Genomic DNA, 12,521 nt, shown 5'->3' on the forward strand with positions numbered 1-12,521 from the left:
CCGAATTCAGGCTGAGCCGATCCGGGATAGCCAACGCCCCGCCGGCCACTCGCCACAGCGTTCCTCTTGCCCTCCACGCGCACGCGCCACGCATGGCGCCCGCGCCGGTCGCGCAGGTCCGTATCTTCCCCACGGCGTTATCGTCCGGGCTCGCCGCCGGATAAGGCGGCGTGTCAGATCAGTCCCGCAAGCGGGCTGGAGGGATCGGCGTACTTGCGCGTGCCCATCCGCCCGGCGAGGTACGCGGCGCGGCCGGCTTCGACCGACAGCTTCATCGCGCGGGCCATCAGCAGCGGGTCCTTCGCCTCGGCGATGGCGGTGTTCATCAGCACGCCGTCGCAGCCCAGTTCCATCGCCACCGCCGCATCGCTTGCCGTGCCGACGCCGGCATCGACCAGCACCGGCACCTTGGCGCCTTCCACGATCAGGCGGATGGTCACGCGGTTCTGGATGCCCAGGCCAGACCCGATCGGCGCGCCCAGCGGCATCACCGCTACGGCGCCCGCGTCCTCAAGCTGCTTCGCCGCGATCGGATCGTCGGTGCAGTAGACCATCGGCAGGAAGCCTTCCTTCGCCAGCACTTCGGTGGCGCGGATGGTTTCGACCATGTTGGGATAGAGCGTCTTTGCCTCGCCCAGCACTTCCAGCTTGACCAGGTCCCAGCCGCCCGCCTCGCGCGCCAGGCGCAGCGTGCGGATGGCGTCCTCGGCAGTGAAGCAGCCGGCGGTGTTGGGCAGGTAGGTGATCTTCTTGGGGTCGATATAGTCGGTCAGCATCGGCGCCTTGGGATCGCTGACGTTGACGCGGCGCACCGCTACCGTGACGATCTCGGCACCCGAGGCTTCGACCGCGGCGGCGTTCTGGGCGAAGTCCTTGTACTTGCCGGTGCCGACGATCAGGCGCGAACGGAACGTGCGCCCGGCGACGCTCCAGGTATCGTCATCCTGCCCGCCGCCGACGAAGTGGACGATCTCCAGCACGTCGCCCTCGGCGATCGCCACATCGGCCAGCGTCGAGCGCGGCACGATCTCGCCGTTGCGCTCGACCGCCACCTTGGTCGGCTCCAGTTCGAGGCTGCGGACGAGGTCTGCGACCGATCCGGGCGCGGCGCGGCGCGGTTCGCCGTTGACGGTGAGCGAGAGCAGGGCGGCGGGGGAGGGAGAGCTGGCCATGCGCGCCGATGTAGCGTCGCAGGCCCTGCGTGCAAGTGCGCTAAAGGATCAGCCGCCCGGCAACCCGGCTCAGCACCCGCGCCGCATGTTGATCACGTGGGCGCTCGCCACCATCAGCACGCCCATGATCGTCAGCACGGCTTCGGCACTGCCGTGGCCGACCAGCACCGCGCCCAGCATCAGCGCAAGACCGGTGCCGCCGACCGCCAGCGGCAGCAGGTGCCCGTGACGCAGCGCGCCAAGGCCGATCGTGCTCGCCCCGACGACCAGCGCCAGGATCAGGCCGATGCGGTGGATCGAAGGATCGAGCAGCACCCCGCCGCCAAGGCCCAGCACGCCGACCAGGAACAACCCGGCCAGGCAGTGGATCAGGCACAGCCCCGAAAGGACGACGCCGAACCGGTCGAGTCGGGCACGCAGGGCGAGGAGGGCTTGGGTCATTGCACCGACCGATATATGTAACAATGTATCATCACGCAATGGTCTTCGTGGGCGGGGTCTTCATGGGCAATGATCTTCGCGGGCCATCGCCGTCCGATGCATTGCCCCCCGATACCGCTTGCGATTCGCGGCAGGCAGTCGCAGAGCGCGGCGCCATGGACAGCGCCCACCGATCCGCACCGCTTTCGCTTTCCCGCTGGCTCTTCGTCGTCGCCGCGATGGTCGTGGCCATCGTCGTGGTCGGCGGGATCACCCGGCTGACCGAATCGGGCGTTTCGATCACCGAATGGAACGTCGTGTCGGGCACGCTGCCGCCGCTGACCGAGGCGGCGTGGGCTGCCGAATTCGACAAGTACCGCCAGACGCCGCAGTACATCCTCGTCAACGGCCCGGCGGGAATGACGCTCGCCACCTACAAGTTCATCTTCTTCTGGGAATGGGTCCACCGCCTGCTCGCCCGCACGATCGGCATGGTCTTCGCGCTGCCGCTGGCGTGGTTCTGGGCGAAGGGCCGCATCCCTGAAGGATACAAGCCGCGCCTGCTCGCGCTGCTGGCGCTGGGCGCGCTGCAGGGCGCGGTCGGCTGGTGGATGGTCAAGTCGGGCATCGTCCACGACGTCAAGGTCAGCCACTTCCGCCTCGCCACCCACCTGCTGGTCGCGCTGACCACGCTTGCGGGCCTCGTCTGGACCGCGCTCGACCTGCGGGCGCTCAGCCGGGGCGAGCCGCGCGCGCGCCTGACGGGCTTTGCCGCGCTCGCGCTCGCCATGATGGGGCTGCAGCTGCTGTGGGGCGCGCTCACGGCGGGCCTGCGCGCGGGTGTGACGGCAGGTGCCGGCTGGTTCAACTGGGACGCCTGGCCGCTGATGCAGGGATCGTTCGTGCCCGCCGGGATCGACTGGGCGAAGGGCGCGCTCCACGCCATGCTGTCCGATCCCTTCCTGGTGCCGTTCATCCATCGCTGGTGGGCCTGGGCGGTGGTCGCCGTGCTGGTCGTGCTGGCACGGCGGGTGCGCAAGACCGACCGCGCCGCCTCGATCGCCATCCATTCGACCTTCGGCACGCAAGTCCTGCTCGGCATCGCCACGGTGTGGAGTGCCGTCGCCATTCCGCTCGCCGTCCTGCACCAGCTGACCGGCGCGCTGCTGCTCGTCGCCACCACCTGGGGCGCCCACGCGCTGGGCCGGCAGGCGGCGCGAAAAGCCTGACGGTATCATTTTACCTCTGCGGAAACCGGCCCGCAAGCTTGACTCCTGGCGCGCTTTGCAACAAAGGCGCGCTTCCTCGTCGCACCGGGCAGCTTGCCCCAAGCGGCGTACCAGAATCTTAAGGACCCAGCCATGAAGGCTCTCAGCAAGGTCACCCGGTCGATCAAGCCGGCCGAGGTGGAAAAGAAGTGGCATCTGATCGATGCCGAAGGCCTGGTGGTCGGCCGTCTGGCCGTCATCGTCGCCAACCTTTTGCGCGGCAAGCACAAGCCGAGCTTCACCCCCCACGTCGATTGCGGCGATCACGTTGTCGTGATCAACGCCGACAAGGTGAAGTTCACGGGCAACAAGCTCAAGGACAAGATCTACTACAAGCACACCGGTTATGCCGGCGGCATCAAGGAAGTGACCGCAGCCAAGGTGCTGGAAGGCCGCTTCCCCGAGCGCGTGCTTGAAAAGGCCGTGGAACGCATGATCCCGCGTGGCCCCCTCGGCCGTGCGCAGTTGCGTGCGCTGCATCTCTATGCCGGCGCGGAACACCCGCATGCCGGTACCCAGCCCGAAGCGTTCGACGTCGCTTCGTTGAACCGCAAGAACAAGGTGGGTGCGTAAGCCATGTCCGACACCGATACCGTTTCGAGCCTGGCGGATCTGAAGAACCTCACCGCCAATGCTCCCGCTCCGGCCGCTGCTGCTGCCGACGTCGATGCTCCGGTCGTTCCGGCTGCGCCCACTGCGCCGCTGCGCGATCGTGAAGTCGACGCCCAGGGCCGTTCGTACGCCACCGGCCGCCGCAAGGACGCCGTCGCCCGCGTGTGGCTGAAGCCCGGCTCGGGCAAGGTCACCGTCAATGGCCGCGACCAGGAAGTCTACTTCGCCCGTCCGACCCTGCGCCTGGTGATCAATCAGCCGTTCCAGGTTGCCGGTCGCGAAGGCCAGTACGACATCGTCTGCACCGTCAAGGGCGGCGGTCTTTCGGGCCAGGCCGGCGCGGTCAAGCACGGCATCGCCCAGGCGCTGACCAAGTTCGAGCCTGCCCTGCGCAGCGCGGTCAAGGCCGCCGGCTTCCTGACCCGCGACCCGCGCGTCGTCGAACGCAAGAAGTACGGCCGCGCCAAGGCTCGCCGCAGCTTCCAGTTCTCGAAGCGCTGATCGCGTTTCGGCTGGCGCTTTGCGAAGCGCCGGTACCGGACAGAACAAGAAACGCCCGGCCGCAACGCCGGGCGTTTTCTTTTGTGCGCTACAGGCGGGTGATCCTTACCTGCTCCAGCAGGCGCGCGATGTCCGCCGGGCGGGCAAGGTCGGTGCCCGCGCGCAGCACCGCGGCGCTGCCCGCGGCCACGCCATGGCGGAACGCTTCTTCGATCGGGGCCCCGGTGGCCAGCGCATAGACCATCCCGGCGACGAAGCTGTCGCCCGCACCCACCGCGCTTTGCGCCTCGATCGGCAGGGCCTGTGCATAGACGCTGCCGCCTTCGTGGCTCAGCACCGCGCCTTCGTGGCCGAGCGTCGTCGCCACGATACGCGCCTGCCCGGCCTGCACGATGCCCATCGCCGCCCCGGCCACCGCGCCCACGCTCTCCAGCTTGTGGCCGACCAACGCCTCCAGCTCGCCCCGGCTCGGCTTGGCGAGCGCGATGCGGCCCCCGGCAAGGCCGGCCCGCAGCGCTTCGCCCGAGGTGTCTAGCACCAGCGGAATGCCGCGCGCGGCAAGGCGACGGGCAAGCGTTGCGTAGAAGTCCGCCGGCATGCCCGGCGGCAGCGATCCGCTCGCCACCAGCCAGTCGCACGGGGTCCGGTCGATAACGTCGAGGCAGGCGGTCCATTCGGCCTCGCTCACCGTGGGGCCGGCGGGCGTGAAGCGGTATTCCTTGCCGCTTTCGTGTTCCAGTGCATCGAGCGCGATGCGCGTCGGCCCGGCGATCGGCACGCGGGTGCGGACCAGTTGGTGCAGATCGATCAGCCCGTCGAGCGCGGCCCCGGTCGCCCCGCCCGACATGTAGATCACCCGCGCATTGCCGCCCAGCCGCACGAACACCCGCGCCACGTTGATGCCCCCGCCGCCGGGGTTGTAGTATTCGTGCGTGGTGCGGATCTTGTGCGTCGGCACGATCCGGTCGACTTCATAGGCGACGTCGATCGTCGGGTTGAGCGTCAGGGTCGCGATTGCGGGCATGACAAATCATCCATCTTGCTGGGCCAGATCGTTTTCTTTGTCGCAGCAACGCGCGAGCGATGTATTGCGCCCGATCAATCGCATTGGGCGCGGGAAGATCTGGCCGGGGAGGGCCGATTGCCGACGATACTTCGCAAGGGCATCGCTGCGGCGCAAGGACGGCCCATCGGCCGGCTCGGCTGGCTGCGCGGAGCCCTTGGAGCGCTGATCGGGATCGCGCTGGCCGGGGTGGTGACGAAACTTCTCGCCGAAGGCAGCGCGCCGTGGCTGGTGGCGCCGATCGGCGCATCGGCGGTGCTGGTCTTCGCGGTTCCGGCAAGCCCGCTGGCGCAGCCCTGGTCGGTGCTGGGCGGCAACATGATTTCCGCCGCGATCGGCCTTGCGCTGGGCCATGCCATCGGCGCGCCGTGGCTGGCGGCGAGCCTTGCCGTGGGCCTCGCCATCGCGGTGATGACGCTGGCGCGCTGCCTGCATCCGCCGGGCGGCGCCTGCGCGCTGCTCTGCGCGCTGGGCGTCAAGACCAGCGGCTGGACGTTCGCCGTGCTGCTGATGCCGTTCCTGCCCAACGTCGTGCTGCTGATTCTTGCCGGCTGGGCCTACAACACGCTGACCGGCCATCCCTGGCCCCACCGCCCGCATCCCGCGCCTGCCCTCCCGCCCGGAACCTGGGCCGGCACCTACGAACCGGCGGACCTCGACGCCGTGCTCGAAAGCTGGGACGAAGTGCTCGATGTCGATCGCGAGGATCTCGACGCGCTGTTCCGTGAAGTCGAACAGCGCGTGCTGACGCGATGGAAGGCGGGCGGGCAGTGAGGGCTTCTCAACGTGCCGCGGCGCGGACACGATCGGCGAGATCGAACCGGTGCCCGAGCCAGCGCGATCCTTCGATCGAGATGTGCCGGTCGTCGCGATAGACGATGGTGTCTCCCACCCGCGTGCGGCAGATGCCGCCGGGGCAGAGCATATTGTCTAGCCGGATCACCGGAACCTGCCCGTTCAGCAGTCGCAGCAGCGTTTCGGGATACCGTCGTGCGCTCGACCGGGGGAAATCGCACGGGCTGCCAGCAATGCCATCGCGCAGTGTCGCAGCCAGGCATTGGCCGATGTTCGTCCCGTTGTTCGGTGGCGGTGCGATCACCACGACATGCGCGCCCGTCGCGCGGATCGCGGCTACAAGGCGAAGGAGCGCCCGGGCAACCGCTTCGGGCGTGGTTGCTTGCGTGCTGCCGTCCGGACCCAATGCGATGTCGCGATACATCGAAAAAGGCGAGGCAAGCACGACGGTCCGGACGTCCTGGTGGGATCGCAGCCATGCGAGAACGTGCCGGTTGAAGGCGATGCACTGCGCGGCATGGGTCGGATCGTAGTCGCGCCCCCGGCCCGTGAGGGCAATGTCCTGCAAGGGGGCGCAGTCTGAAAGGGTATGCTGGCGCAACGCGAGCGGGTGCGGGCCGGCACGCAGGCTTACCGCAATGTGCATGGCGAAGCTGTCGCCCCACAGCAGCGTGTCGGGCCGGCGAGCGGTCGCGCACAATGGCGACAACGTGAAGGGCGTGTCGCAGGCCGCGTCCAGGCCAAAGTTGAGCGCCAGCCGGTCCTCGATGCTGCCCATCGTGCCGCCGGGAGTAGCGCGCTGCGGAAACCCTTGCGCGATGTGCAGTGCCATCCCGGTACCGCCGAGCAGCGTCATCCCGGCCATCGCCGCCAGGAACACCGAACGGCGGCGGCGCAGCAGCGGCTGCCCGGCCATGCGGAATGGCCGTTCGACAAAGCGCCATGAAAGGGCGCCCGCCACCACGGCCAGCACACAGAGCGCCAGCATTTCGGCGGCACCGGGCGGCGCCGAGGACCGGGCGCGGGCGAGCGCGAACAGTGGCTGGTGCCAGAGATAGACGCTGTAGCTGATGAGGCCGATCCCGCGCACCCACCGGAGAGAAAGCAGCTGTCCGCCAAGTGTGTCCGCTGTACCGCCGCGCAGCACGAGCAAGGTTCCACCGACCGGGACCAGCGCCATCAGGCCGGGAAAGGGGCTCTCGTCGCTGAACGCCATTGCCGATGCACCGATCAGGCTGAGCCCCGCGAGGCCCGGCAGGTGCCGCCACCGCGATCGGCTCGTCCGGCTCGTCCGGGTCGGCGCGGGCAGCAGGGCTGCAATTGCCCCCGCTAGCAATTCCCAGGCGCGGCCCGGCGCAAGGTAGAACCCGGCGTTGGGTGCATGGACGACATACCACTGCGCCAGGCCAAGGCTGGCGAGCGCCAGCGCAGACAGGGCCAGCAGCATCCATCTGCGATCCGAACCCCGGTGCCTGTCCCAGCTCCACAGCGCCCAAAGCACAACCGGAAAGACGATGTAGAACTGCTCCTCGACCGCCAGGCTCCACGTGTGAAGCAGCGGCTTGAGCGCCACGTCGTTGGCGAAATAGCCTCCTTCGCGATAGAATTCGACGTTCGACACGAATGCCGCAACCGTGACGAGGCTCTTGCCGAATTCGTCGAGCTGCGTCGGCCACAGCCATGCCCACGCGAACGGTATGCACGCTGCCATGACCACGAACAGCGCAGGCAGTATCCGCCGGGCGCGCCGCTCGTAGAATGTGGCAATGGAAAAGGTACCGCGTTCAAGTTCTGCCAGCAGAAGCCCTGCGATCAGATACCCGCTGATCGCGAAGAAAACGTCGACCCCGACGAAGCCGCCCCGGAAGACGGTGCTGCCGGCATGGAACAGCAGCACCGGCAGGACCGCAATTGCGCGTAACCCATCGATCTCCGGCCTGTAGTGAAAGCCCGCCCCGGCGTGCGGGGCGGCTTCCGCAACCTTCGTCAAGCCGAGTTCTTCTTCAGGCTTTCCTCCATCCGCGCGATCTGCTCGGGGGTGGCCTCGCTCTGGCGCGTCGCCTTCCATTCGCCCGCCGGCATGCCGTGGATCAGTTCGCGCGCGGCGGCCTTGTCCAGCGTCACGCCAAGCGGGGCACCGGCTTCGATGATCCAGTCGGCCAGGCAATTGCGGCAGAAACCGGCAAGGCCCATCAGGTCTATGTTCTGCGCATCGTGGCGCAGCTGCAGGTGGCGCACCAGCCTGCGGAAGGCCTTGGCCGCTACGGCATCGGGCAGGGTGTCGAGGTCGTAAGACGCATTCGTATCCATGCAAAAGGTCCTTAAACCATCGCGACTTGGGTTTTAAGGGGGTTTGGGCCATAGGCGGCCTGCAACCAAGGCAAGGAATTCCCGTGGCACAGCCGGCAACCCCCGCACGCACCTCCCAGAGCGCCAGGGCCGGAAAGGACCTGCGCCAGCGCAAGGTCAAGATCCTCGCCACCGTCGGTCCCGCCAGCCGCGCGCCCGAAATGCTCGAAAAGCTCTACCGCGCCGGCGTCGATGCCTTCCGCGTGAACATGAGCCATGGCGATCATGCGACCCACGCCGAAACGATCGCGGCGATCCGCGCGCTGGAGGAGAAGGTCGCGCGGCCGATCACCATCCTGTGCGACCTGCAAGGGCCGAAGCTGCGCGTCGGCACGTTCAAGAACGACCGCGCGGTGATCCGCCATTCGGGCCACTTCACGCTCGATCGCAATCCCGAGCCGGGCGATGAAACCCGCGTCTGCCTGCCGCACCCCGAACTGTTCGGCATCCTGCAGAAGGGCCAGCGCCTGCTGATCGACGACGGCAAGCTGCGCCTGCGGGTGATCCGCGCCGACGACAACGAAATCCTGTGCAGCGCCGAAGTCGGCGGCGTCATTTCCAACCGCAAGGGCGTGAACGTGCCCGACGCGGTCGTGCCGGTGCCGGCGCTCACCGAAAAGGACCGCCGCGACCTCGCCTTCGCGGTGGAGCACGGCGCCGACTGGATCGCGCTGTCGTTCGTGCAGCGGCCCGAGGACGTGGCCGAGGCGCGCCGCCTGATGGGTGGCTACGGTTCGCTGATGGCCAAGATCGAGAAGCCCGCCGCGATCACCCGGCTGGACGAGATCGTCGAACTGGCCGACGGCATCATGGTTGCGCGCGGGGATCTGGGCGTTGAGCTGAATCCCGAAGAAGTGCCGCCACTGCAGAAGCGCATCGTCGAAACCGCGCGCCGCCAGGGCAAGCCGGTGGTCGTGGCGACGCAGATGCTCGAATCGATGATCGAGGCGCCGACGCCGACCCGCGCCGAAGTGTCCGACGTGGCCAACGCGGTCTACGACGGGGCCGACGCGGTCATGCTTTCGGCCGAGACCGCCGCCGGTGCCTGGCCCGAAGAGGCGGTGACGATCATGGACCGCATCGCGGCGCAGGTCGAAGCCGATCCGGGCTATGCCGCGCGCGTCCACTTCATCGAAACGCAGCCCGATCCCACGACGTCGGACGCGCTGGCCGAAGCCTGCGCCTCGATCGCCAAGACGCTGCCGATCTCGGGCATCATCGTGTTCACGGGCTCGGGCTCGACCGCGCGGCGCGTGGCGCGCGAACGGCCGGGCGTGCCGATGCTGGTGCTTACCCCGTCGGAGCGCACCGCGCGCAAGGTGGGCCTGCTGTGGGGCGCGCATGCCGTGCGCACGCGCGACATCGGCAGCTTCGAGGAGATGATCGCCAAGGGCAAGCGCATGGCGCTGCGCCATGGCTTCGGCACGGCGGGATCGCGCCTGATCACGCTGGCAGGCGTCCCCTTCGGCACGCCCGGCGCAACCAACCTGCTTCACGTGGTGACGCTGACCGGCGACGAATTGAAGCGCCGCAGCTGACGCGTTGCGGCCGAGCTGGCGGCAGCCTCAGCGCCCGCCGGTCACCGCAAGGCGCGGCGTGGCGTTGCCTTCGCGGCCGGCGCGGCGTTCGGCGCAGACGACGCGGTTCTTGCCCGATTTCTTCGCGGCATAGAGCGCCGCATCGGCGATAGGCACCACGTCCGACGCGGTGGTCGCCGCTTCGGGCACCGCCGCCACGCCGAGCGAGGCGCTGATCGCGCAGGCGTGGACTTCGCTCAGCAGTTCGATCCGCTCGCGCAGCAGCTCGGCCTTGTCGGCGGCATCTTCAAGGCTGCAGTCGGGCAGGATCGCCAGCAGTTCTTCCCCGCCATAGCGGCACAGCACGTCGGTGGGGCGCAGTGCGCCGACCATCTGCGCGGCGACATCGCGCAGCACGGCATCGCCCTTGGCATGGCCGTGTTCGTCGTTGAGATGCTTGAAGTTGTCGAGATCGAGCATGATCACCGCGGTGCTGCCACCGCCACGCGCGCCGAGCGAAACGAAGCGTTCCAGCGCGTCTTCCATGTAGCGGCGGTTGTACAGCCCGGTCAGCGGATCGCGCAGCGATTGCGTGCGCAGCTTTTCGCGCAGCGCGATGTTCGACAGCGCGAGCGACATCGAATCGGCCAGCGCCCGGCCCAGGCGGCGCACGCCAACGAGCCGGTCGAAGGCGTCGTCCTGCTCGGTCGGCAGCAGGATCAGCAGGCCGTGGACCTGCCCGCAGGCCATCATCGGAATTTCGATGGTGGCCGCCTGGCTCGCATGGTGGGCGCAGCACAGCGTGCCGCTGGCGGGCACGTTGATCTGAGGCTTTCCGCGCTTCAGCGCCCAGCAATTGTGCGGGCTGAGCGTTTCGGGCGCGATATAGCCTTCGGGAAGGTCCCACGCCCGCGCCAGGTCGAGCCGGTCGCGTGAATTGTTGAAGACATAGAGCGCGGTGCCGTAGCTGGGCAGCAGCCGCCGCGCGGTGGCCATCAGCACGGCGCCGGCATCGTCGTACGTTTCGGCGGCCTGCAGCATGTCGGTCATCGCGAACAGCTCGGCCGTCTGCCAGCGCGAATCGGCGATCTCGGACCGGTTCGCGCTCTCGCGCTTCTGTGTCCGCATCGCCAGCACGTGCAGCAGGAACTGGAGCGCCAGCGCCAGGGTCAGCCCGACCGTGGAATAGGCGAGCAGGGTCGAGGCGCCGGCGTTGTCCTGGTAGTTGTGGTAGGCCACCGCGCCCGTGCACAGCACCAGGAGCAGGACCGACGTGAAGTGTACCACGAACAGCCACGTGTGCGACAGTTCGGGCACGGCTTCCTTGGCCGCCTGCTGCGCGCGGATGGTGCTCACCTCGGGGAAATCCTTTGTCGACCTGCTTCGCACCTAGCGGCAAACGACCAGAGGGTGATTAAGCGATTGCCCCGACCAATGCGGAGTCGGCGCTTTAACCCGCGCTAACCATCCCGTCGGCCACGGTCCTGGCCATGGCAGGCGCCGCGGGACTAGCCGTTGCGCGCGCCGAACAATGCGGACCCCACCCGCACGTGGGTGGCGCCCAGCAGCACCGCGGTCTCGAAATCGTCGCTCATCCCCATCGACAGGCCGGCAAGGCCGTGGTCGGCGGCAAGCTTGGCGAGCAGCGCGAAGAACGGCGCTGCCTCGATCCCGGCGGGGGGCACGCACATCAGCCCTTCGACCGGAAGCTGCGCGTCGCGCGCCTGATCGAGCAGCGCGGGCAGGTCGGCAATCGCGCAGCCGCCCTTCTGCTCTTCGGCGCCGATGTTGACCTGCACGAACAGCGGCACTTGCCGCCCCACCTTGTCCATCGCGCGGGCGAGCGCGGTCAGCAGCGACGGGCGGTCGAGCGAATGGATCGCATCGAACAGCCGCACCGCGTCCTCGGCCTTGTTCGACTGCAGCTGGCCGACGAGGTGGACGGCAACGTCGGGGTGCGCCTCGCGGATCGCGGGGAACTTGGCCTGTGCTTCCTGCACGCGGTTTTCACCGAACACGCGCTGCCCTTGCGCGACAAGGTCGAGCACCGCTTCGGCCGGCTTGGTCTTCGACACCGCCACCAGCGTCACGCCTTCGGGCGCGCGCCGCGCGATCCGGCAGCTTTGCGCGATGCGCGCGCGGACGTCATCAAGCGGAGAGATGGGGTCGAGCGGCGAAAGGGCGGGCGAGCTTGCTGGCGTGTCCATGGCGCGGTGCTATAGCGAAGCGATGGCCGCCCGCCACCCCGTTCCCGCCGATCTGCCGCGCCTGCTGCTGCTGTCCGACGCGCGCAACGATGCCGCGCTCGAACGCGCGATCGCCCGCCTGCCCCGGGGGGCGGGGTTCGTTTTCCGCCATTACCACCTGCCGCCGCGCGAACGCACCGCACGGTTCGAACGGCTCGCCCGGCTGTGCCGCGCGCGCGGTATCATCGTGCTGGCGAGCCGCCCCTTGCGCGGCTGGCGGATCGACGGGACCTATGGCGCAGCGCCCACCCTGCCCCGGCCCGGCCTGCGCTTTGCCACGGCGCATTCGCTGCGCGAGATCGGGCAGGCGGAGCGCGCCGGCGCGGATGCGGTGCTGCTCTCGCCGGTGTTTCCCACCCGCACCCATCCCGGCGGCCTGGTGCTCGGCCCGGTGCGGTTCGGCCTGCTGGCGCGCCTTGCACCCTTGCCGGTGCTGGCGCTGGGCGGGATGACGCGGCAGCGGGCGAAGCGGCTTGCCGTCCACGGCTGGGCGGCGATCGACGGGCTCGCCTGACGCGCCCTAACCGTATTGGAATCTTTTGCGGAATCCGCTGGATTCTTGACGCTGACCCCGCTTC

The 12,521-nt window shown here is 68.7% G+C and carries 13 protein-coding genes; 6 read left to right on the forward strand and 7 right to left on the reverse strand.

Annotation, left to right across the window (positions count from 1 at the left end):
• Positions 1-173: 173 nt before the first annotated feature.
• Positions 174-1,172 carry a sulfur carrier protein ThiS gene (thiS, locus tag HHL27_RS20380; RefSeq protein ID WP_169495236.1) on the reverse strand — a complete coding sequence of 333 codons (999 nt, stop codon included), beginning with the start codon at positions 1,170-1,172 and terminating at the stop codon, positions 174-176.
• Between the two features lie 69 nt (positions 1,173-1,241).
• Positions 1,242-1,613 (reverse strand): MerC domain-containing protein, encoded by a 372-nt coding sequence (locus tag HHL27_RS20385; protein ID WP_169495237.1) that lies wholly within the window; start codon positions 1,611-1,613, stop codon positions 1,242-1,244.
• Between the two features lie 155 nt (positions 1,614-1,768).
• Here HHL27_RS20385 and HHL27_RS20390 point away from each other — a divergent pair, with 155 nt between their 5' ends.
• From HHL27_RS20390 to rpsI, 3 genes are all read left to right on the forward strand, one after another.
• On the forward strand, positions 1,769-2,821 hold the full coding sequence (locus HHL27_RS20390; protein WP_169495238.1) for a COX15/CtaA family protein: 1,053 nt from the start codon (positions 1,769-1,771) through the stop codon (positions 2,819-2,821).
• A 132-nt stretch (positions 2,822-2,953) separates the two neighbouring features.
• Positions 2,954-3,433, forward strand: coding sequence for a 50S ribosomal protein L13 (gene rplM / locus HHL27_RS20395; protein WP_169495239.1), 480 nt, complete (start codon positions 2,954-2,956; stop codon positions 3,431-3,433).
• 3 nt (positions 3,434-3,436) lie between these two features.
• Positions 3,437-3,973 carry a 30S ribosomal protein S9 gene (gene rpsI, locus HHL27_RS20400; protein WP_169495240.1) on the forward strand — a complete coding sequence of 179 codons (537 nt, stop codon included), beginning with the start codon at positions 3,437-3,439 and terminating at the stop codon, positions 3,971-3,973.
• An 88-nt stretch (positions 3,974-4,061) separates the two neighbouring features.
• Here rpsI and HHL27_RS20405 read toward each other — a convergent pair whose 3' ends face one another.
• Entirely contained in the window at positions 4,062-4,997 is a 936-nt protein-coding gene (locus tag HHL27_RS20405) for a 1-phosphofructokinase family hexose kinase (protein ID WP_169495241.1), read from the reverse strand.
• A 117-nt stretch (positions 4,998-5,114) separates the two neighbouring features.
• On the opposite strand from HHL27_RS20405, the gene HHL27_RS20410 reads away from it, so the two are divergent.
• A complete protein-coding gene (locus tag HHL27_RS20410) occupies positions 5,115-5,810 on the forward strand; it encodes an HPP family protein (RefSeq protein WP_206069752.1) in 696 nt (231 codons plus the stop codon).
• Positions 5,811-5,817: 7 nt separating this feature from the next.
• Here the strand turns inward: HHL27_RS20410 and HHL27_RS20415 are convergent, their stop codons facing one another.
• Positions 5,818-7,821 carry an acyltransferase family protein gene (locus HHL27_RS20415; protein ID WP_169495242.1) on the reverse strand — a complete coding sequence of 668 codons (2,004 nt, stop codon included), beginning with the start codon at positions 7,819-7,821 and terminating at the stop codon, positions 5,818-5,820.
• Complete coding sequence (locus HHL27_RS20420) at positions 7,818-8,141, reverse strand: DUF1244 domain-containing protein (protein ID WP_169495243.1); 324 nt, start codon at positions 8,139-8,141, stop codon at positions 7,818-7,820. Before HHL27_RS20420 ends, HHL27_RS20415 begins: the two co-directional genes overlap by 4 nt.
• Positions 8,142-8,224: 83 nt before the next feature.
• On the opposite strand from HHL27_RS20420, the gene pyk reads away from it, so the two are divergent.
• Positions 8,225-9,718, forward strand: coding sequence for a pyruvate kinase (gene pyk, locus HHL27_RS20425; RefSeq protein ID WP_420874088.1), 1,494 nt, complete (start codon positions 8,225-8,227; stop codon positions 9,716-9,718).
• A 27-nt stretch (positions 9,719-9,745) separates the two neighbouring features.
• Here pyk and HHL27_RS22830 read toward each other — a convergent pair whose 3' ends face one another.
• Together HHL27_RS22830 and HHL27_RS20435 are read right to left on the reverse strand one after the other, a co-directional pair.
• Positions 9,746-11,053 (reverse strand): diguanylate cyclase, encoded by a 1,308-nt coding sequence (locus HHL27_RS22830; protein WP_169495244.1) that lies wholly within the window; start codon positions 11,051-11,053, stop codon positions 9,746-9,748.
• Between the two features lie 152 nt (positions 11,054-11,205).
• Entirely contained in the window at positions 11,206-11,904 is a 699-nt protein-coding gene (locus tag HHL27_RS20435; protein ID WP_169495245.1) for a YggS family pyridoxal phosphate-dependent enzyme, read from the reverse strand.
• Between HHL27_RS20435 and HHL27_RS20440 the strand changes: the two genes are divergently transcribed.
• The gene (locus tag HHL27_RS20440) at positions 11,903-12,457 is read left to right on the forward strand and encodes a thiamine phosphate synthase (protein WP_206069753.1); all 555 of its coding nucleotides are present in this window, start codon (positions 11,903-11,905) and stop codon (positions 12,455-12,457) included. The genes HHL27_RS20435 and HHL27_RS20440 overlap by 2 nt on opposite strands.
• Positions 12,458-12,521 lie beyond the last annotated feature (64 nt).

This window comes from Novosphingobium olei, assembly GCF_012927405.1.
In the GTDB taxonomy this organism is placed as follows: Bacteria; Pseudomonadota; Alphaproteobacteria; order Sphingomonadales; family Sphingomonadaceae; genus Novosphingobium; species Novosphingobium olei.